Here is a 21,373-nt window from a genome sequence, read left to right on the forward strand (position 1 = left end):
CGACGAGCCCGCCGATAAGGTGATCTTCCACCTGCCCGTCACAAGGCCCTGGTTGAGGCAGCTCGTTCTGGGCCTGGCCCTGCACTGCCATAGTTCGTTCCGTGGCATTCAGGATCTGCTCGGCGACGTGTTCGACACCTCGCTGTTCATCGGCACCATCCACAATGTTCTCCACAACGCGGTGGCTCAAGCGCGCGAGGCCAACGCGCGGCCGGATTTGTCGCGGGTCCGAATCGATGCCGCTCAATAGGCCGGCGTAGTCGTGCAATTCGCGTGATCGGCTTTTCCTGCTCGACGCCGGGGGCCAGACTTACTGGGGCGACCAGTTCGTCAACCACGGCGCCCAAAATGAAACCGTGGTCGGCGGCTTCCTCGGTTCGCCGGAATACGACGCGAGCGCGACCCGCGGGCAAAGCAACCGCGCCCTCTGGGTCGAGAGCGCGATCGAGGAGGTCTTTCATCGGACCGCGACACAGAGCGACGTCGCTTTCTGGGAAAGCCTGATGCAATGAATCCGCCGGCCAACGCGGCCAGGATCCCACCGATGAACTATTCAGCCCGTAATCTGGCATTTCCACGTCGACGTGCCAAGCGTGTGGCGGACGACATGTTATAATAAGTTCGCTTGATCGAGGATCTTTTCTATGGCTGTGCCGCTTTCTACAAACCGGTTTGTTTCCGTGGAACCGTCGCCCGTGGTTCTGCCGCTGGAGAACGGCGATCATCTGACGCGCGCCGAGTTCGAGCGCCGCTACATGGCCATGCTTCGCGGCGACAAACGGCAGGTCAAGGCCGTCGCCGAGAGCGGTCTGGCCTCCGCGGCGCACGTGCGGTTCGTGGCCGCGCTCGAGAAGCGATTGAGACGGACCGAGTTCCAACGCAAGCCACGCGAGCACTAACCTATGTCTTTCATCCCCCGAACCACAAGAATCTCGCTGACCATCCTGCTCTGGTTTGCCGCCACGCTCACCGCCCGCGCCGACGATCGCCCCAACGTGATCCTGATCATGCTCGACGACCTCGGCAGCGTTGATCTGGGTTGCTACGGCGCCGCCGATCTGCACACGCCCAACGCCGATGCCCTGGCCGCACGGGGAGTGCGCTTCACGCAGTTCTATTCGGCCGCTCCGGTCTGCTCGCCTTCGCGGGCCGGCACGCTCACGGGCCGCTGGCCGGTGCGGGCGGGCGTGCCGAGTAACTGCGCCTCGCAAAAGGGTGGCAAAGGGGCGCTGCCGCCCGGCGAAGTCACGATGGGCGAAATGTTCCGCGCCGCCGGCTATGCCACCGCGCACATCGGCAAGTGGCACGTCGGTTATACGCCCGAAACATCGCCCCGCGCCCAGGGCTTTTTACACAGCTTCGGCCACATGGGCGGCTGCATCGACAACTACTCGCACTTCTTCTACTGGAACGGCCCCAACGTCCACGACCTGTGGCGGAACGAAGCCGAGGTGTTCTACAACGGCCGCTTCTTTCCCGACCTGATGGTCGAGGAGGCAGGCCGCTTCATCGACGAGCACCGCGACGGGCCGTTCTTCATGTACTACGCGATGAACGTGCCGCACTATCCATATCAAGGCGACGAGAAGTGGCTGAAGCGGTTTCGCGACCTGCCCTATCCCCGCAACTTGTACGCGGCCTTCGTGGCGGCGCTCGACGAGCGGCTGGGACAGCTCCTCGCCAAGCTCGAATCGCTGGGGCTGAGCCAGCGGACGATCATCGCCATGCAAAGCGACAACGGGCACTCGACCGAGGAGCGGGCGCATTTCGGCGGCGGCAGTGCGGGCAAATACCGCGGCGCCAAGTTCAGCATGTTCGAAGGGGGAATCCGCTTGCCGTGCATCGTCTCGTGGCCCGGCAAGCTGCCGCGCGATGAGTCGCGCGACCAGCTTGCCCATGCCTGCGACCTGCTGCCCACGTTGGCCGAGCTGGCCGGCGTGCCGACGCCCAACGTGCATCTCGACGGCCGCAGCCTGGCCGCCGTGTTGCGTGATTCGTCGGCCGCCACTCCGCACGTCGAGCGGGCGCTGCACTGGCAGGTGGGTGAAGGACCGAGCGCCGACTGGGCCGTGCGCGAGGGCGATTGGAAGCTGATCGGCCGGACGCGCGACACCACTCGGGCCGACAAAGGTGCCCAGGTCGTTACGATCTTTCTGGCGAACGTGAGGACCGATCCCAGCGAGACGACCAATCTCGCCGAAACGCATGCCGACGTCGTCAGCCGGCTAAAAAGGCTGCACGACGAACACCTGGGCAAGTCCGCAGCCGGTCTGTAGCAAACGGCCGCTGTGGCGTTCCGCGGAGCGTGGGCACGCCAATTGCCCTATTTTCCCGGCGGGGCCTCAATTCGAAGGGAGACATTGCCATGAGAGAAGCACGCATTACCTTACCGGAACTCGGCTTGATTGCCGGCACACGCGGGGCATTGGGGGCGGGCGTCGGTCTGCTGCTGGCCGATTGTTTGACGCACGAGCAGCGGAAGGCGGTCGGCTGGACGCTGTTCCTGGTGGGCGCAATCAGCACAGTGCCGCTCGCTTTCGAAGTTTTGGGAAAAGGAGGATGGCATGATACGCAAGCTCAAATCAGGTGAATATCGGCTCTATTCGCGGAAGATCGATCCGGGCACCGGCCATCGCCGCAATCTGGGCACTTTCGACTCGCGCGAAAAGGCGGTCCAGCACGAACGCGAGATTCAGTTCTTCAAACGCCGCGGCTAGCGGTCTCGTAGGGTGGGACCAGCGAGCTTGCGAGCGCCGGCCCACCATCCTCAAGACCATAGGAACTTAGGCAATAGGCGTTGGGCGTTAGGGCATTATTAGAGGACCGCACCTAAAGCCTAACGCCCATCGCCTAAGGCCTCCATTACGGTGGGCCGGCGCTCGCAAGCTCGCTGGTCCCACCCTACCAGCTTAAGCGCTTCCACCCTTGCCCAACCGTCGCGGCCCGGCTACAATCACCTAATGATTTAGGTGTTCGAGGAGGTGCCACTTGTCCGAAGCAACGCCCAGCGGCCGCGAGCTGGAGATTCTCAAGGTTCTGTGGGACATCGGCCCGGCCAGCGTGCGCGAGGTGCATGAGCGAATGTGCCCCGGCGGCGAGCTGGCCTATAACACAGTGCAGACGCTGCTGCGGATTATGGACGAGAAAGGACTGGTCGCGCACCGCACTCGCGGCCGGACTTTTGTTTACGCCGCCCGTCGCAGCCGCGACGACGAAGCTTCTCGGTTGCTGCGGCGGTTGTTCGACGGCGCCGTCGAGCAGTGCGTCGTCAGTCTGCTGAATGCCGCCGATAGCAGCGCGGAAGAGCTAAAGCGGCTGGAAAAGCTGATCGCCGACGCCCGACGGCGAAAGCAGGCCGGCCAGAAGGGAGCACAGCCATGACCTGGGACGCGGCGATGTACGAGTTTGTCGCGCGAGGATTTGCCGCCACGCTGCCGCTGTTGGTCGTCTCGGCCGCGGTCGTAGCCGCCTCTCGGCAGCCCGTGCGGCGCGTGCGGCTGATTGAGTTGACGTTTCTTGCTTGCCTGGCCGCTCCGTGGCTGGGGTGGTTGCCGGTCGTGCCCCACTGGTCGGCCGCGGCGATCGCGCGACGACTGCCGGCACAAACGCCAGTTAGCCCGAACGTCACGACGGACCATCGAAACGCGGCCCGACACTCTGACCGTGAAGCACCGCGCGACGACGCCAAGCGACCGTCGTTTTCGCGTGCGCGAGCGCCGGCAGACGATTTGCGCGCGGCGAAACAACCACTGGCCGGCGCAACGCGCTCGCCGCAACCGCCCGTTGTGGCCTTCGACCTCCGCCGCTGGATTGTGATTGCGTACCTGGTCGGCGTGAGCGTCATGACCGCGTGGTGGTTGTTTGGCATGGTCGGGCTGCTGCGATTGTTGCGATCGGCCGAAACGGCCGGCGAGCGGTGCCGCAAGGAATTTGACGAGGTCGCGGGCAAAGCCGGTCCGCGGGTAAGGCTGCTGGTCGGCTCGCACATCGAACAGCCGTTCACTTTTACCTGGCATCGGGCAGTCATCGTGCTGCCACGGGAACTCTGTGACCGCGACGACCCGCGGCCGCTGCGTTGGGCCTTGGCGCACGAGTGGGCCCACGTCCGCCGGCACGACTCGCTTGGTTGGAGCCTGGCCGGGCTGGTGCGAATCGTCTTTTTCTATCAGCCGCTGGTGTGGTGGCTGCGTGGGCAGTTGCGTCTGGCGCAGGATTATGTGGCCGACGCGCAGGCGGCCGGCCAGACGCCAAGCCCGGAAGATTATGCGGAGTTTCTTACCACCTGGGTTGCCGCACATGGCGGCCGACCGCCCGCGGTCGGGCTGGGCATCGGCGGCCGAACGTCAGAACTTTATCGGAGGATCGTCATGCTTGTCGAACGCCGTCGTCCGCTGGAAACGCATTGTCCTCGCCGCTGGCGCTGGGCCGCCGTAGCCGGCGTGTTATCGATCGTCACCGCCGCCGCCACGCACGGCGAGCCGCCCAAACCGCCTGCGCAAAAGGCGCCGGAGTCGCCCTCGGCCGCGGCGAGCAAGACGGCGAAAGTCGCGCCCAAGAACCAAGAGCCGTCGCCCGACGCTTCGCCGCCACAACCCGACGCGGACACGCGCCGCTTGGTCGAGGCCGTGCTGGCGCGGGCCACGGCGATCAAAAGCGGAACGCTCGTTTTCACAGAGAGATTCGACGTTCCGGGCGGCGGCGCGAGCGACCCCGCGTCGCCCTTTGCGACCCCCGCACAGACGCCGGAGCCAATCTGGCAATGCAGTTTGTCCGGCGAGAGTTGGGCGATACGCATTCCGCCAAAGACCCAGATCGTCAACCACGACGGCCGGTACATGGATTTTGAGCAAGATCCTGACGCACGGGGGCTGAGGATTGATGACGGACCGCGGTTGACAATCGAGCCCGCCACCACATGGACGAAGAAGCAGTTTGACTTCCCCGTGTCCGTCGGCACGATCGCGACTGCGGCGGCCCGCGACTTCGTACGAGCGAACGCCGATCGCGTGCGCGCCAGCGGTGCGGCAAAAGTCGATGACGTCGACACGCGCATATTGGAATGGGAAGTCGGGCCAACCGACCTGCGGCCTTTTGATTTCGTCAACGACATGCTCAAAAGCGGCGGCACGCTTCGCTTGTATGTGGCGGACCAACTCGGCGCGGCCTTGCCGAGAATCGAGTACGTCGACCGGTTCGGAACGGTTCAAAGGTACTTTTCCGCCAGCGATTTCCGCGAGGTTGCGGACGGGATTCTCTTTCCCTTTCATTACAATGATTCGGGTGTCAAGTTCATCGACTTTGAGATGGTCGAGCGCGTCAACCAGAAACCGCACGACGAGTTCGTGATCGGGCCGGTCCCCTCGGGAACGCACGTACACGACACACGGCCCAAGAGCGGCGACGATGTCAACGCGAACGGCGAGCGGATCGTCGATCTCAGCCGCTATCCCTACCGGCAATTCACCACGGGCGCCGAGTATCCGAATGGCCTTCCCACGGCGCTGTTGAAAGAACTGGACCGCGATGTGATTGCACCCGCGGCCGAGGCCAATCAAGCAATCAAGCCGGGAGACGCGTCCGAATGGAATCCGCCGAAGAACCAATTGCTCTATGGCGGGAAGCGTTTCACCGATTGGGAGCAGCAGTTGCTCAACGACCTTGAGCCAAAGAGGCAGGTCGAAGCGATCACGGCCCTCCAAGCGTTCGGCATGAAGGGCTACGAGCACGAAGCCTTGACGGCCATTGCCCGGGCGCTAAAATCAGACGACTGGGAGGTCAAGGAATGCGCATTCGGCGCACTGTCCAAGATTGGTGTCGTTTCCGTGCCCGTGTTGCTCGACTCGCTAAAAAGTCCTGATCCGGCGATGCGCGTTCCTGCAGCGAAGGCCATCGGCGAAGTTGGTCCGGCGGCCGAATCGGCGATCGACGCGCTCAAGCAGGCCACCAGCGACAAAAATCGTGATGTTCGGAGCAACGCCGTGCGTGCGTTGGTGTTGGTTGGTGGCGCCAAGGAAGAACTCCGAACGCTCTTCGAGCGACTTGCCACCAGTGACGACTTCAGCCTTAGACTGTCTATCGTTTCGGCCCTGTCGGAAGGAAGCGGCCTTCCGACCGGACTGGTGCCGCTTGTCGTTCGAGCGCTCGATGACGAGCATTGGCAAATCCGGCTGACCGCCGGACAGGTGCTGATGCGCAAGGGACCCCCGACTCGCAAGGTGACCGAGGGCCTGAAGCGACTCCTCCACGACGAGGACAACGGCAATGGCGGAAGCTTTTCGATGGCCTTGGCGCAGAACGAGGAGATGAACCTCGAAGCGATGAGCCCCGTGCTTGTTGAGGCCTTGTCGGTTCCGCTGTTGCACGCCGCCGGACTTACGCAGATGCTGGACATGCTGCTCGACAAACTGCGGCGGCTGGGACCGAAAGCCGCCGCCGCCGTGCCCACGCTGACGCGACTAGTCGACCGCCAAAACTCTCCTCTGAACGACGCGGGAATCATAGCGGCCATGGATACCTTGGGCGCAATCGGCTCCGCCGCACGCGATGCCGTGCCGGCGCTGAAAGCCTGGACCGCGACTCCGCCCACGAACCCGAACCGCGATTGGGAACGCATCGAAAAGCATGCGTTCAAGGCGCTTGAGAAGATCAAACACGGCGACGACAAATAACGTCCGTCCGCACCCCTTGACAGCCTAGGGGACGTTGTTAGACTTATCCCTAGACATTCTAGGGAGAGCCTGATGCGACCCGCCACGCCGAAACAAAACCTGCTGCAAGGGAGCCTCGATCTGCTCATCTTGCGGACGCTCGTGGCGGGGCCGCATCACGGCTATTCCATCGCCAAACACCTGCACCAGGTGAGCGAAGCCTTCTTGCAGGTCGAGGAAGGCTCGCTCTATCCGGCGCTGCACCGCTTGGAGCATCGCGGCTGGGTCGAGTCGCAGTGGGGGCCGTCGGAAGCCAATCGCCGCGCCAAGTTCTACCGGCTCACCGCGCTTGGCCGCAAGCAGCTTCAGAAAGAGACGGTCGCCTGGCGAAAAATGAGCGAGGCCATCGAGCGCGTTTTGAATTATCGTCCCGCGGAGGCTTGAATCATGTCATGGAACGAACTTTGGCACATCTGGCGTCACCGGCCCGTGCCGGCGGTATCCAGCATCGACGACGAGTTGATGTTTCATTTCCGCTCGCTGGTCGATGAAAACCTTTCCCAAGGAATGTCGGCCGCCGGCCAGCGAGCCATTCAGTTGGCCGCCGTGAAAGACGGCTATGCTTTGACGTCGATGTACGAGTTGAAAAAGGCCGGCGAAAGCTTCGACAGCGACGCCCTCAAGCTGCAGCTCGACGACGCCGTGCCCTTGACGCTCACGGTCCGCGACGCGCAGGGCCGCGCGGCCGCGAAGGCCCGCGTGATTCCTTTCAGCCGGCAGGCAGCCGGCGGCGAGCAGCACGGCGTTTATTTTCAGGCGGCCAAGCCTATCGAGCTCGTCGCCGACGACGCAGGGCGCGTGCGTGTGGTTGTGTTTCGGCGCGGCGACAAGGCCGAGATCTATCTCGCTTTGCCGGGCAAGGACTGGGAGCAACAGGCGGTTGCCATTCCGGAGACAGGCGACGTCTTCGAGGTATCGAGCAAGGAAGTTGCCGACGGGAATTAAACGTTGCGTGCGGCACAAATCGGTGTGCCGGGGGCAGGTGTTCAAAGCCGACGTATTGCGGAAAATGGCATAGGTGCCGGCGGCGCCATCGTCCGGGCCTCAAGTTTCCGCCCTGCCCGTCCCGCCAGCCACGTTTCCAGGATCAACAGTCCAATCGCTCCGACGATCAACCACCGCCAAAGCTGCTGGCGACCCTCCAGTTCGGTGTCGCGCTGCTGCCGCAACTGCTCGGCACGTTGAGCGCGGGTAAGCTGGCTGGCAAAACGGACGCCCAACTGCTCCAGCCGCTCCAGCTCCATCGGCGCCGTGTTGCTTTCTGCCGCCGCCAGGTTGACGGCGAAAAGATCGTCGCCGTCGCCGACGCGCAGGCGATAAATGCCCGGCTGATCGGCGCCGTCGAATTGAGTCACATCGGCGGCCACGGCGGCCCGCGTACCGTCGGGCTTCTCGATGCTGACGGCTTGCGACGCCGTGCGAGCAGGCAGCGGAACGGCCTGGCCGACCATTAAACTGGCCGTGCGGGCGGGGCCGCCACATGCCAGGTCGAGCAGGGCCTGGACCAAGGGCACGAACTTGCTGGACAGGGCGAGCTGGCTTTCGTCGGGCTGCCAGCCGCTGGTACACGCCACGACCCGGCCGGCACCCATTGCCCGTTCCAGAATGGCGGCGTCGCCGTTGTCGAACCGCGCCACGACGCGCGTCGCGGCCGGCTCTGCGATCGATACTGCCCGATGTCGCCAGAAGTGGATCTTGGTGAAATCGCTGTACCGCGGATTCGCGAAGGCGGCAAACAGCGGGTGCGTGAAATCCATCTCACCCAGCAGCGCGTATTGCCGCAATGTAGCAGGCATACTCCGTGTGCCGTCGCTGTCTACGAGTGTCTCTTTTTCCACGAGTTCCACATCGTCCAAAAGTGCCTTCAGCGACGACGCGCTCGCCGCGTCCTTCAGCACCACCAGCAGCGTGCCTCCGCCATTTACAAACGCCTTGAGAGCCTCGGCCGCATGAGCCGGCACCGCCGACGTTGCCACAATCAAGGCGGGACGGCCGGCCGCGTCAAACTGTCTCGGCTCGTCCGCCTTGTGTGTTTCCACATCGACTTTGCGCAGCGGATCGTCGGCCACGGCCAGATCGAAATAGTAGCGCAGCGAGGCGGTGTCCTCCGCGGCCTCGTCGCCGATCCAGGCAACCTTGACCTGCTGGGCCACGGGCGGCACGACGTAATACGTGTTATCGAACTCCGCGTCGTCTCCCCGCAGCACGATGCGGTCGGTCGCCATATCGTCGGGCCGCGGCAAACGAATCACGCGGCTCTGACCGGCTGGAACGTAGCTGGCCAGCGGTCCGTCGCCGGCAACGCGGTCCGCCGGCCGCTGCCAGCCGATGAAGAACTGGTCGCGCGTCGAGTCGGGCGAGTTGCTCACGCGCACGCGCGGCTCGGCCGACGCCGCTTGCTCGTCGTCGGCGAGCAACTGCACGGCCGCATTGGTGGGCTGCTTGCAAGCGAGCACGTGGACCACCACCGGCAAGTTGTCGGGCCAACGATAGGCTTGCAGCGCGTCGGTGCGCGAGCCGCGCGCCAGATCGGTAATCAGCACGAGCTGTGTTTCCGAGGCAATCGGCCGCTCGTCGGAGGCCGCGTCAAGTTCGCCGGCCAACTCGGTCATCGCCTTGCCAAGATCGGTCGAACGCCAGGAGGGACCGAGCGCCCGCAACCGCTGTCGGACGAGATCCGCTTTGCCCGCCGTCGGCCCGCTGGCGTCCTCGACGAAGTCGATCAGTCGATGCAGGCGGTCATCGAAATGCGAGAGCGCCACGTCGTCTTTCGGCCCAAGCTCCTTGAGTACTCCCTCGACCTTGCCCACCGCCTGTTGCCACAGGTCGCCGCGCCGCATGCTGGCACTGCTGTCGAGCAAGATCGCCACGCGCCGGCCGGTTTGGTTGTCGAGGGGCAGCATCGCCGCTTGGCGCAAGAAGGGCCGGGCAAACGCCATCGCCAACAGCGCCAGCGCGGTCAGCCGCAAGACCAGCAGCAACAGATGATCGAGCCGGCTGCGGCGCGTCAGCCGCGGCGGCGACGCTGTGAGAAACATCAGCGAACTGAACGCCTGCCGGCCGCGCGGCGTGCGGCGAATCAGGTGCAACACCAGCGGCAGCGAAAGTGCCGCCAGCCCGGCCAGATAAAGCGGCGTCAGCAAGCCCATGAGCACATTCCCATCATCGTTTTACGGGCCGCCGGCGCCGCACCGTCTGCCGGCCGCGGCGCAAACGGGAGTTCAAAAAATCGAACAGCGCCAGCTCCAACGGGCGATCGGTGGCCAGCGGATAAAAATCGATGCCTAATCGGCTGCAAGTTCGGCTGACCGCCTCGGCGTGCTGGCTGAACCGCTCCAGGTAACGCTGGCGGACCGTCTGCGGATCGACGTAAAGCTGCCGGCCCGACTCCAGGTCGTGGAAGATGGCCGACTCGTCGAAGCGGAAATCGGTCTCGGCCGGATCGAGCACGCGCATCACCACGACTTCGTGCCCGCGAGAGCGGAGATAGCCCAACTGCTTTTCCAGCGTTTCGATCGGAGCCAGCAGATCGGACAACAGCACGACCAGGCCGCGTTTGGAGGCCGTCTTGGCGATCTGCTCCAGCGGCGCCGCCAGATCGGTGGCGGCGCCGGCCAAGGCGCGTTCCAAGGCGAGCATCACGCGGTGCAAATGACCGGGCCGGAAGCGGGCAGGCAGATAGTCCTGAATCCGCTCGTCGAACGTCACCAGCCCGACCGCGTCACGCTGCACCGACAGGAAATACGCGAACGTGGCGGCGACCGTTTTGGCATAATCGGCCTTGCTGTAGGCCAGCGAGCCAAAACCCATCGAGCGGCTCAGGTCGACCAGCAGGTAGCAGCGAAGATTGGTTTCGTCTTCGAATCGCTTGATGTAATAGCGGTCGCTACGGGCAAACAGCCGCCAATCGAGATAACGCAGGTCGTCGCCGTCGGTATATTGCCGATACTCGCTGAACTCGACCGAAAAGCCGTGATAGGGGCTGCGATGCAGGCCGCTAAAGAAGCCTTCGACGACCACCTTGGCCCGAAGCTGCAGGTTCTTGATCCGCATCAACGCCGCCGGGTCGATGAACGAGGCGCCCGGCGCCGCTTCCCGCAGAGCGGGGCGGCCGTATGTGACCTGTCGGAACTTGGACCGGCTGGTTCGCATCGGGACTCTGTGGTTTCACTCTTCAAGAGGCGGCGAGCCTCTTGCGGCATGCCATACCGAAAGGATTTCAACGACTCTCTGCTGCTCCGTGATTTCATAGAAGACGCGATAACTCCCACAGAGAATCTCGCGAACGCGACCGCCTCCGCCACGTGAATAGACCGGACCAATGAATGGAAACTTGGCGAGAACCTCGACATGCCTGATAATCTCATCACCAACGCTTTCCGCAGCAGATGGATTTGCCTGGGAGATGTACGTGCAAGCATCACGGAGCTGTTCCAGCGCCGGCGCGGTCCAAACTATTTTGAACTCCATTCGGCAACCAATTTCTTCACTTCTTCGTGCGGGATAACTCTTCCGGCCGCGGCGGCTTCCTGGCCACGTTTAACGGCTGCCAGGATTTCGATCTCTTCGCGGATCGCCTCAATGGTTGTTGCCTCCGGCAAGCGGCTAACGGCGTCGATAACAAGCTGTTTGTCAGTCATGCCAGCAGTATATCCGATTTTGAGCGAGGATACATCCGACGCATCACGCTGCCATCCGCCGGTCCGACGCAAGGCGTCTGGACGCTTTGTGGCGGATTTGCGACATTTGTGTGTGGCAGGCTGGCGTGGTGCGAGTGCGGAATGGTCAATCGAATCCAAATTCTGGAAAAATGGGGCGTCGAGCGGGGCCAAATGTTGCGTGTCTGGTTGCCGGCGGCGTGCGCCGTGGCGATGGCCGCCGCGATGTTCTGGTCTCTCAGCCGGCGGCCGGACGTGAATTTCCTGACGGACCGTCCGCCCGCCCACTGGATCGTCTATCGTGCCGTACCGGATCTGGCCGCACAGCCCGACGGACCACGACGCACGGTGTTTCACCGCCAATTCTCGGTCGCCAAACTGCCGGCCGCGTCTCGACTGACCGTGCAGGCGTTGAATGAATTTGCCGTCACCGTCAATGGCGTTGAAGTGGCCAAGTCGGACGCCTCACAATCATGGAAGACGCCCCAAACCACGGTCGTTGGCGGCGATCTGCTGCAAGTCGGCGAAAACGAGTTAGAGGTCACCGTAACTTGCCAGCGCGGGCCACCGGCGCTCTGCCTGGCGCTCGACGTGGGCTCGGAGATCATTGCCTCCGACGATCGCTGGCAGGCGTCGCTGCTGGGCGCCATGGTCCAGCCGGCCCGGTTGGCGGCTGCCGTGCCCGCGTTTGGCAAGGGCACGGCACCGGCCGGCGCGGAGCGGCCGATCGACTCGTTGGTTCGCACCTGGCCCAGGTTCCTTATTTTCGGCGTGCTGGCGGCCGTGGCCGTCGGGCTGGGGCAGCGGTATGGCGAGCGGATGATGGGGACACGCGTCTCGGCGAACAGCGAGTGGCTCGTCTTGGCGGCGATTGCCCTGACGTGGCTTGCTCTGCTGATTTGGAATGCGAGATCGTTAACGTTCCTGCTCGGCTTCGACAGCCCCTTCCATCTCGAGTACGTCGAGCACATCCAGCACAAGGGGACGCTTCCCACCGGCGTCGAAGGCGCCGAAATGTGGCAACCGCCCCTCTATTACCTGAGTGTCTCACTACTGACCTCGCTCGCCGGGGCGGCGGCCAACAGCGAACTGGGCATCCTTGTCGAGCGAGCGTTCGCCTACGTCGTGTCTTTGACCCAACTTCTCCTGCTGGCGGGCTGCTTGCGGCGTCTCTTTCCCGGCCCGTCCGGGCCCCGCTCCGTCGGACTGCTGTTTGCCGGCTGCCTGCCCGTGCAGCTTTACATGATGCACTACAATTCCAACGACGTCTTGGCGGCAGCTCTCTCGACGGCCGCGCTCTACACAGCTATCGCGGTGATCCAACTGCCGCGAGCGCGAATCAGCCCGGCGATGGTTCTAGGAGTCTGCCTGGGGACGGCGGTCCTCACCAAGCTCACCACGTGGCCCGTCGTGCTGGTGATCATGCTGGTGCTCGTCTGGCAGCTTGCCGCCGAGCGCCGGGCAGCGCGCGAATGGATCGTGCGACTCGGCGTGCCTGTTTGCGTGTGCCTCTTCGTTTGCGGCTGGTACTTCCTGCGCAATTACCGGAACTTCGGCCGGCCGCTGCCTCCCGATCAGGCCGGCTGGACTTATGGGCAAGATCCCGGCTACGCGATGTTGCCGCAATTCGTTCGCTTCGGGCAGTCGCTGGCCGAACCGTTCTATAGCGCGTTTGCGGGACTGCCCGACGGAATCTACTCCACGCTGTGGGGCGACGGGGATTGGGGCGGCAAGATTCTGCTGGAGACGCGGCCGCCGTGGAACTACGATCTGATGGCGGGCAACTATCTTCTGGCGATCGTGCCGACGCTTCTGCTGTTTGTGGGAAGCGGCTCGCTCGTGTGGCAGGTGTTGCGGCGTTGGCAACCTGAAAAACTACTGCTGCTAGGAGCCGGCGTGGCCTCGTTTTGCGGTCTCGCCTACTTCTATCTTCTTCATCCGATGTATGGCGCCATCAAGGCGCATTATGCGCTGCCCAGCATCGCCTCGCTCTGCGTGTTGACGGCGGAGGGTTACGTTGTCTTGTCCGGCAAAAGTCCGGCGCGGCAAGCGGCGATCGCAACGGCGCTCGGTGCCTGGGGGCTGGCGGCGTTGGCGAGCTTTTCCGTCGGTCCGTCGTCGCCGCAAACGAACGTCTGGGTTGCCCGGCAGTTCACGTTGCAAGGAAACCTGGACCAGGCCTGGGCAAAGATCAAGAAAGCAATTCGCCAGCGCCCCGACGACCTCCGCTTGCGCCTGATGGAGGGCCGGGTCTTGGCGTGGGGTCAGCGGTATGAGGAAGCGCGCGGCGCGATGGCCGCCGTCGTTCAAACGGATCCGACGAACGTCGAGGCACAGGTCTGGTTGGCCGAGGTGCTGATCGCGCTCGGCCGGGACGAAGAGTCGGTTCCCTTATTGGAAAACTCGCTCCGCCTTGCCCCGGACTACGGCGACGCCTACCGCCAACTCGCCTTGCTGAACCTGAGGCAAAGCCATGTTGAAACGGCCCGCGAAGTCGCACTCGCCGGGCTGCGCGTGGCGCCGCACGATCCGCTCCTGCACTTGGTTCTGGGCGAGGCTTTTGCGCAACTTGGCGAACAAGAGCGGGCCATCGAGCATTACCGAATCGCCGTCGAATTCAATCCGCAGTACACGCCGGCCTTGGGCGTCTTGGCCTCGATCTACGCGACGCATCCGGAGGCGCGCTATCGCAATGCGCAACAAGCCGTCGAGTTGGCGCGTCGCGCCTCGCAACTGACGGAGCACGAGGATCCGCTGGTCGAAGATACTCTGGCCGCGGCGTATGCCGAAGCCGGCGACTTTGCCGCAGCCGAGCAAACGCTCCGGGCGGCAATCGAGCGCATGACGCCGGACGAGGCCGGGGCGCTGCGCGAGCGGCTGGCCGACCATCTCGATCGGATCAAGTCGCGAAAACCGTTGCGGGATTACCCCTACCAACCCAAGCAGCAGGCCGGTTCGGGGCCGCTGGAATAAAACAGCGTCTGCTGGTCGATCGGCGCTTCCGGCCCCTCGCCGCGCTGGTACACAAGGCGACCATCGACGACCACGCCCGTCACGTGCGTGGCGTATTCGAACGGGTCGGCGTCGTAAAGCACCAGGTCGGCCGTCTTGCCGGCTTCGAGCGTGCCGAAGCGGTCGTCGATTTCCAGGATTTTCGCCGCATCGAGCGTGATGGCCCGCAAGGCCCGGTCGAAACCGAGGCCGTACACCATCGCCATGGCCGCTTCATAACGGGCCACCCGCGTCTTGGGCACGTAGCCCTCCACCCCGCTGGAAATGGCGATCGACAACCCGCGATCGGCCAGCGCGGCCGCGTTGCCCAGAAAGCTGTGGTAGGTTTCCATGCCGCCCACCCGTTGCATCGTCGGATGGACGATCACCGGCAGCTTCGCCGCCGCAAGCCGGTCGCCCAGCAAGTAGCCCTCTGTCCCCAGCGCCAGCCGGCTCTTCAGCTTGAACTCGTCGGTGAGCCGCAGCGCCGTCACCAGATCGTCGGCGCGGTGGGCGGCGAACAGCGCCGGCAACTTCCGCTCCAGCACCTGGCCCAGCGCCTCGTGCTTCAAATTCCGGTCGGGCTGCGACGACTCGTCCTTGGCCGCTTTTCGTTTTCGCGCATGGTTGGCCGCCTCACTGAGCGCCGTGCGGACGATCGAAGCCGTCCCCATCCGCGTGCTCGGCTTTTTATCGGGATACGCGTCCTTAGGCACGTCGCCCAGATTGAAGAGCATCATTTGCGGAAAGCGGACGGCCATCGCTTCGGCGCTGCCGCCGTGCGTGCGGAAAACGCCGGTTTGCCCGGCGATCACGTTGTCGCGGCCGGGGCAGGCGTGAATTACCGTGATACCCTGCTGCAACAAAAACCGCAGCAGCGGCTCGGCGGGATGAAAAGCGTCAAGCACTCGTAGCTCGGCTTGGTTCGGGTCGGTCGTCTCGTCGGCGTCCTGATCGGCCGAAATGTTGTAGGCCCCGCTGAGCGGCACGACGCTGAAGGCATCGATCAAGCCGGGCGTGACCACCGCCGCACTCTTCACCGGCACGTCGGCCGGCAGATCGAAACCGTCGCGCGGCCCGGCGTAAACAATCGTTCCGTCGCGGACGTGGACTGCTCCGCCATCGATCGGCTCCTTGGCCACCGTGTGCAGCCGGCCGGCCAGCACCACGAACTCTTTGGCGGCGGCGTCGGCCTGCTTGGCGTTTTCGGGCATCGCCGGCGCGTCCGATTTCGGTTGCGGCTCAACGATTGGTTTCGCGGTCGGCACTTGCGAGCGCTCGGCCACGGCAAAGCCGCCGGTCTGATACAGCCGCTCCTTCGCGTCGTCGAGATCGAACACGCGCCGGCCATCGATATACGTCTGCAATACGCGCGTGTATACACTGAACGGCCCGCCGCTGAGCACCACAAAGTCGGCGTCTTTGCCTTTCTCCAGCGAGCCAACGCGGTCGTCGAGGTGCAATGCTTGAGCGGGATAGAGCGTGATCGCCTTGAGTGCCGTCTGCTCGTCCAGGCCGCCCCGCACCGTGATGGCGGCCGTTCGCAGCAGGAAGCGGCTCTCGGTCACCGGGTCGTCGGTGTTGACATGGATCTTGACTCCCGCTTTCGTCAGCCGGGCGGCCGTCGATTCGAGATACTCGATCACCTCGGCCTTTCCGCCGGGACTGTCGGGCAGGGTGAGCGACACCGGCACTTTGCGCCGGGCCAGTTCGTCGATCACTTTGTACGACTCGGTGCCGTGCTGCAGCACGACCTCGAAGCCGAACTCCTCGGCCAGCCGCAACACGCTGAGAATGTCGTCGGAGCGGTGGCTATGGAAATGGACCGTGCGTTTGCGGGCCATCGCCTCGGCCAGCGGTTCCAAGGCGAGATCGACATCCGGCGGCGTCGCCTCTTCGCCGGCCGCCAGCTTCTTGCGATAAGCGTCCCACTTGCGCTGATAGTCGCGGGCCTTGATGAACTCTGCCCGCTGCAGAGCGGCGACTTTCATCCGCGTGGCCGGCGCCTGCTTGCGAGAGCCGTAGACGCGCTTGGGGTTCTCACCGTTGGCCATCTTCAGGCCGCCAGGCATGCCCGGCGAGACCATCGACATCTGTTCCACCGTGTGTCCGCGGAGCTTGACGTAGAGCGTCTGACCGCCGATCACATTGGCGCTGCCGGGCATGATGTTAGCCGTCGTGATGCCGCCCGCCGTGGCCATGCGAATTCCGGGATCGAAGGGGTTGATGGCGTCGAGTGCCCGGACGGCGCTTTGCACGGGACCGGTCGTTTCATTGCCGTCGCTGTTGGCCGACACTTCGGGCCGCGAGTAGACGCCCAGGTGCGAGTGCGAATCGACCAGTCCGGGAATGATCACTTTTCCACGCATATCGATGCGTTCCGCATCATCGGGCACGTCCACCTGCTCGGCGAGGCCGACATCGAGAATCTTGCCATCCTGAACGACGAGCGCGCCGGGTTTGTAGGTCTGGCCGCCTGCCGTATGGATGGTTGCCCCGGTGAATACGGTCGGCCTGGCCGCATGAGCAGTTTCAAGGGACGCAACGCAAACCGAAAGAAGCAGGGCCGCGGCCATCGAGCGGCCTCGCGCTGGGCATATCATTCAAAGACTCCATTTCAAGATGCAACATAGGGTTGATGCAACCAAGTATAGCCCGGCATGGCGGCCCGTGCAGTGGGTAGCTGGGTAGACTGGGCAATCTGTTCAGAGGCACCCGCGAAAAAAAGTTGCAAGGCGTATTGCGACGCGCGTGCGGCGCGTTACATTGCATCTCTGCGCAAATGCTCGTTCCCTTGCCGTATCGCCTCACAGGCGCCATGAAGGCCATCACACATACAGGATTCTCAATCGACCGGGGCCAAGTGCGCTGGGATTATCTGGCGCCGATTCTTGCCCTGCACTTGCTGGCGTTGCTGGTGTTCGTGCCTTGGCTTTTCAGTTGGACCGGCCTGATTGCCTTCGTGCTCGGCGTGAATGTGTTCGGCCAACTGGGCGTGCCGATCGGCTACCATCGTCTATTGACGCACCGCAGTTTTCGCGTTCCAAAATGGCTGGAACGCTCGTTCGTGACCATTGCGTTGTGCTGCGGACAGAACACTCCGGCGCGTTGGGTGACGTGGCACCGCATGCACCACCAACACTCCGATGGACTGAACGACCCGCACAGTCCGTTGGTGGCCTTCTTTTGGTCGCACATCGGCTGGCTGCTGTTCGAGCAGGGCGGCACGCACAGCGTCGCCTCGTATTACAAATACGCGCGCGACATCCTCGACGATCCGTTTTACATGTATCTTGAAAAGCGACGGTCCGCGTCCGCGTTCATCTACCTCGGCCACGCCTTGGCATTTTTCCTCATCGGGCTGGCCGTCGGCTGGGGCAGTTCCGGTCGGGCGTTGCCTGGCCTGCAGTTCGGCCTGAGCTTGCTCGTGTGGGGAGTGATTCTGCGAACGGTGTACGTGTGGCACATCACTTGGGCCGTCAATTCGCTCAGTCACATCTTCGGCTATCGCAACTACGCCACCGACGACGAAAGCCGCAACAACTGGTTCGTCGCCTTCATTACGGGCGGTGAAGGCTGGCACAACAATCATCACCACGATCCGACGAGCGCATCGGTGCAGCACCGCTGGTGGGAGCTCGACCTGAACTTCTACATCATCAAGTGCCTTGAATGGCTGGGTCTGGCGAAGGACGTCGTGCCGCTGAAGCACCTCCGAGCGAAGCGCCTGGCGGAGACGGCCGCGTGAGCGGTGTCGTCGTCGGGAGATGTCAGTTCAGCCTCCTTGTTCTTTCTGCCGGTCCGCCGGGATATACGGAATCAAGCCCTTCTCGAAGGCAATTTCCTGTGCTTCCCTGGGGCATTGGCGAATGTCCATGATCAGGCCGTTGACCGCCAGCATCCAGACCAGCGGGTTGTCATTCAGACGGCTCGGCAAGCTCCAGTTCGGGTCGAGCTGGTGAATCCTCAACATTTTTCGGATGGCCGCCAGCTTCGCCGCCCCGCTGCTCTCGCTGATGCCGAACGCGGCGTCGATGTCGCTCAAACGCATGTGCGGCTTTTGGCTCTTGTCGTGCAGGAAGTTGACCCAGCCAATGGTGCGCACGATGCCGCTGGCCCAGGTGTACGGGCTGCCGCTGAGAAGAGGCGAGGGACGTTTGCGGCCCAGCTTCTCGGCCAGTTTGCGGCAAAGAACGGCATACTCTTCATTCAGATGCTCTTGGCAAAACTGGTCGACCAATCGGATGACGACAGCCAGCGTTTCATCCTTTTGCCACTTGGATTGCGGCTTGGGCATTGGCTTGGGCTTCGGCGCTTTCGCAGGCCGCGGCTCATTCGACATAGGCAGTGAAGTCACGATCCCGTATCGTGCCTTTGCCTCCTTGAAGCTCTCGTTAAGCGAGCGCCGAACACCGCCGCCAAACGAAATGTTGTAGCTGCTCATCAAGCCGTCGTAGACGATCATACCCTTGAACGGCAGCAGCACCGTCTGCGTGAGGACCGGCAGATACGGCCCGATCAATTCCTCAAACGGTTGCGAAAGCGCCACGACGCCGTACGCTACGGCGGGCGAGGTTGACGTGAGGAACACCGTGTACTTCTTCAGTTCACGGAAGACGTAGAACCGACCCGTGACGAGATGCCGCCAAGAACGAACGATGTCGAGTTCGTCGTCCGCCAGGTGGGCCGGGTTCTCGGCGACAAAAGAGCCGATCAGATCGACGTGGCTGTTCAGGGCCTCACGGACTTTGAGGCGAAGTTCCGGCGACAGGGCGGCAAATCCGTCGGGCGTGGCGATTTTGTCAGGAATCACGTTGAGGCGCTCGTTCACATAGAACATCAGCGCGCGGTGCAGCCGAAAAAACAGCTCGACTTCGTTCAGAGGGAGCAACATTGGAAACCAACCATTTTTTGACGGTCTCGATCGTCCGATAGAAAATACCCGTAGAGGTGCCCTACGACCGCTTGGGCCGCGGAACGCGGCCGCCGCCCTTGCGACGGCCGCGGCCGTTCTTGCTGGGTGCATCGACTTCGGCCACCTTCTTGCCCAGGCTGGCGCGCATCTTCTCGATGCGGTCGCGCAACGCCGCCGCCCGCTCGAACTCCAACGCCGCCGCCGCGTCGAGCATCTCGGCTTCCAGCTCGCCGATGTACTCTTCCGTAATATAGACCTCGTCGTTGGTGCGGCCCACCGCGGCGTTGGCCCGCGCGTGGGCGGCCGCCTCCGATTCGATGCCCGCCTTGATGCTCTTGCGTACCGTTTCGGGCGTGATGCCGTGCTCGCGGTTGTACTCTTCCTGCAGCTTGCGGCGGCGGCGGGTCTCTTCGATCGCCCGTTGCATCGAGTCTGTGACCCTGTCTGCATAGAGAATCACACGGGCATTCACGTTGCGCGCCGCGCGGCCGATGGTTTGCATCAGCGAAGTCTCGCTCCGCAAAAAGCCCTCCTTGTCGGCGTCGAGAATCGCCACCAGCGACACCTCCGGCAAGTCGAGTCCCTCGCGCAGCAGGTTGACGCCGACCAACGCCTCGAACCGCCCTTCGCGCAGGTCGCGCAGCAGCTCCACGCGCTCGAAGGCGTCGAGCTCGCTGTGCAGCCATTTGCAGCGCACTCCCTTGTCCGCCAGATAATACGAAAGGTCTTCCGCCAGCCGCTTGGTGAGCGTGGTGACGAGCGTGCGTTCGCCGACCGCCGCACGGGCACGAATTTGCTCCAGCAGGTGCGGCACCTGCCCGCGGGCCGACACGACCTCGATCTCCGGGTCGAGCAACCCGGTCGGCCGGATCACCTGCTCCACCACCTCGCCGCCGGTCTGCTTCAATTCGAAAGGCCCCGGCGTGGCCGAAACGTAGACCACCTGCTGAATGCGCCGCTCCCACTCGTCGAATTTCAGTGGCCGATTGTCGAGCGCGCTGGGCAGGCGGAAACCGTGCTCGACTAGCGTCGATTTTCGGCTGAAATCGCCGGCGAACATGCCCCGCACCTGCGGAAGCGTGACGTGCGATTCGTCGACGAACAGCAAGTAGTCTTTGGGAAAGTAGTCGTAGAGCGTTTGCGGCTCGGCGCCCGGCGGACGGCCGCTCAAGGGCCGGCTGTAGTTCTCGATGCCCGGACAATAGCCCACTTCCAGCATCATCTCGATATCGAACCGCGTGCGGGCGTTCAGCCGCTGCGCTTCCAGGAGCTTGTTGGCCGACTTGAGCACTTCCAGCCGCTCTTCCAGTTCTTGCTTGATGCGGTCGACCGCGGCGGCGATGCGTTCTTCGGGCATCACGAAGTGCTTGGCCGGATAGATGAACAGCTCTTCGACCCGCTCCACCACCTCGCCGCTGGTCGGATTGATCAGCGAAAGCTGCTCGATCTCGTCGCCCCAAAACTCGATCCGCCAGGCGTACTCTTCATAGGAGGGCCAAAGCTCGACCGAGTCGCCGCGGACGCGGAACTTGCCGCGGGCAAACTCGAAGTCGTTCCGCTCGTATTGCACGTCGACCAGCCGCAGCAGCACCTCGTCGCGATCGACCTGTTCGCCCCGCCTCAGCCCGACCGTCATCGCCTTGTAATCTTCGGGCGAACCCAGGCCGTAGATGCACGACACGCTGGCCACGATCAGCACGTCGCGGCGGCTGACGAGCGCGCTGGTGGATGCCAGGCGCAGCCGGTCGATCTCCTGGTTGATCGAGGCGTCTTTCTCGATGTAGATGTCGCGCTGGGGGATGTAGGCTTCGGGCTGGTAATAGTCGTAATAGCTGACGAAGTAGTGGACGGCGTTGTGGGGGAAAAACGACTTGAACTCGCTGTAGAGTTGCGCCGCCAGCGTCTTGTTGTGCGAGAGCACGAGCGTGGGCCGCTGGATGGCCTGCACGATGTTGGCCATGGTGAAAGTCTTGCCCGAACCGGTCACGCCCATCAGCACCTGCTGCCTCTGGCCGGAGCGGATGCCGTTGACCAGGGCCTCGATGGCCTGGGGCTGGTCGCCGGCGGGCTGAAAGGGACTTTCGAGTTGGAACTGCACTCAA

General features: G+C 63.5%; 19 protein-coding genes. 12 read left to right on the forward strand and 7 right to left on the reverse strand.

The genetic code is table 11. The annotated features are described in order from the left end of the window. The 10 genes from VNH11_25775 to VNH11_25820 all read left to right on the forward strand — a co-directional run. Positions 1–250, forward strand: a 250-nt coding sequence (locus tag VNH11_25775) for a hypothetical protein (protein HVA49803.1), incomplete at its 5' end; no start/stop codon positions are given. A gap of 106 nt (positions 251–356) precedes the next feature. After that, positions 357–512, forward strand: coding sequence for a hypothetical protein (locus tag VNH11_25780; protein ID HVA49804.1), 156 nt, complete (start codon positions 357–359; stop codon positions 510–512). A 132-nt stretch (positions 513–644) separates the two neighbouring features. Further along, entirely contained in the window at positions 645–899 is a 255-nt protein-coding gene (locus VNH11_25785; protein ID HVA49805.1) for a hypothetical protein, read from the forward strand. A gap of 3 nt (positions 900–902) precedes the next feature. Then, entirely contained in the window at positions 903–2,276 is a 1,374-nt protein-coding gene (locus tag VNH11_25790; protein HVA49806.1) for a sulfatase-like hydrolase/transferase, read from the forward strand. Positions 2,277–2,365: 89 nt separating this feature from the next. Continuing rightward, entirely contained in the window at positions 2,366–2,590 is a 225-nt protein-coding gene (locus VNH11_25795) for a hypothetical protein (GenBank protein HVA49807.1), read from the forward strand. Then, complete coding sequence (locus VNH11_25800; GenBank protein ID HVA49808.1) at positions 2,565–2,717, forward strand: hypothetical protein; 153 nt, start codon at positions 2,565–2,567, stop codon at positions 2,715–2,717. The genes VNH11_25795 and VNH11_25800 overlap by 26 nt, the downstream gene beginning before the upstream one ends. 271 nt (positions 2,718–2,988) lie before the next feature. After that, positions 2,989–3,381: a BlaI/MecI/CopY family transcriptional regulator gene (locus tag VNH11_25805; protein HVA49809.1), complete on the forward strand. Its 393-nt coding sequence runs from the start codon at positions 2,989–2,991 to the stop codon at positions 3,379–3,381. After that, positions 3,378–6,668, forward strand: a complete 3,291-nt coding sequence (locus VNH11_25810; GenBank protein ID HVA49810.1) for a HEAT repeat domain-containing protein — start codon at positions 3,378–3,380, stop codon at positions 6,666–6,668. The genes VNH11_25805 and VNH11_25810 overlap by 4 nt, the downstream gene beginning before the upstream one ends. 72 nt (positions 6,669–6,740) lie before the next feature. Next, entirely contained in the window at positions 6,741–7,091 is a 351-nt protein-coding gene (locus VNH11_25815; GenBank protein HVA49811.1) for a PadR family transcriptional regulator, read from the forward strand. Positions 7,092–7,094: 3 nt separating this feature from the next. Further along, positions 7,095–7,652, forward strand: a complete 558-nt coding sequence (locus VNH11_25820; protein ID HVA49812.1) for a hypothetical protein — start codon at positions 7,095–7,097, stop codon at positions 7,650–7,652. A 41-nt stretch (positions 7,653–7,693) separates the two neighbouring features. Here VNH11_25820 and VNH11_25825 read toward each other — a convergent pair whose 3' ends face one another. From VNH11_25825 to VNH11_25840, 4 genes are read right to left on the reverse strand one after another with little or no spacing between them, the layout of a single operon-like run. Next, positions 7,694–9,856, reverse strand: a complete 2,163-nt coding sequence (locus VNH11_25825; protein HVA49813.1) for a BatA domain-containing protein — start codon at positions 9,854–9,856, stop codon at positions 7,694–7,696. A gap of 13 nt (positions 9,857–9,869) precedes the next feature. Beyond that, positions 9,870–10,859, reverse strand: coding sequence for a DUF58 domain-containing protein (locus VNH11_25830; GenBank protein ID HVA49814.1), 990 nt, complete (start codon positions 10,857–10,859; stop codon positions 9,870–9,872). Positions 10,860–10,874: 15 nt separating this feature from the next. Beyond that, a complete protein-coding gene (locus tag VNH11_25835) occupies positions 10,875–11,177 on the reverse strand; it encodes a type II toxin-antitoxin system RelE/ParE family toxin (protein ID HVA49815.1) in 303 nt (100 codons plus the stop codon). After that, complete coding sequence (locus VNH11_25840) at positions 11,162–11,347, reverse strand: hypothetical protein (GenBank protein ID HVA49816.1); 186 nt, start codon at positions 11,345–11,347, stop codon at positions 11,162–11,164. Before VNH11_25840 ends, VNH11_25835 begins: the two co-directional genes overlap by 16 nt. A 141-nt stretch (positions 11,348–11,488) precedes the next feature. Between VNH11_25840 and VNH11_25845 the strand changes: the two genes are divergently transcribed. Then, on the forward strand, positions 11,489–14,338 hold the full coding sequence (locus VNH11_25845; GenBank protein HVA49817.1) for a tetratricopeptide repeat protein: 2,850 nt from the start codon (positions 11,489–11,491) through the stop codon (positions 14,336–14,338). Here the strand turns inward: VNH11_25845 and VNH11_25850 are convergent. Further along, positions 14,296–16,959, reverse strand: coding sequence for an amidohydrolase family protein (locus VNH11_25850; GenBank protein ID HVA49818.1), 2,664 nt, complete (start codon positions 16,957–16,959; stop codon positions 14,296–14,298). The two genes, VNH11_25845 and VNH11_25850, sit on opposite strands and share 43 nt — an antisense overlap. 215 nt (positions 16,960–17,174) lie before the next feature. Here VNH11_25850 and VNH11_25855 point away from each other — a divergent pair, with 215 nt between their 5' ends. Beyond that, a complete protein-coding gene (locus tag VNH11_25855; protein HVA49819.1) occupies positions 17,175–18,104 on the forward strand; it encodes a fatty acid desaturase in 930 nt (309 codons plus the stop codon). Positions 18,105–18,131: 27 nt separating this feature from the next. Here VNH11_25855 and VNH11_25860 read toward each other — a convergent pair whose 3' ends face one another. Further along, on the reverse strand, positions 18,132–19,250 hold the full coding sequence (locus tag VNH11_25860) for a DUF6398 domain-containing protein (protein ID HVA49820.1): 1,119 nt from the start codon (positions 19,248–19,250) through the stop codon (positions 18,132–18,134). Between the two features lie 61 nt (positions 19,251–19,311). After that, positions 19,312–21,369, reverse strand: coding sequence for an excinuclease ABC subunit UvrB (gene uvrB, locus VNH11_25865; GenBank protein HVA49821.1), 2,058 nt, complete (start codon positions 21,367–21,369; stop codon positions 19,312–19,314). Positions 21,370–21,373: the final 4 nt, after the last annotated feature.

The organism is Pirellulales bacterium (assembly GCA_035533075.1).
GTDB lineage: Bacteria > Planctomycetota > Planctomycetia > Pirellulales > JAICIG01 > DASSFG01.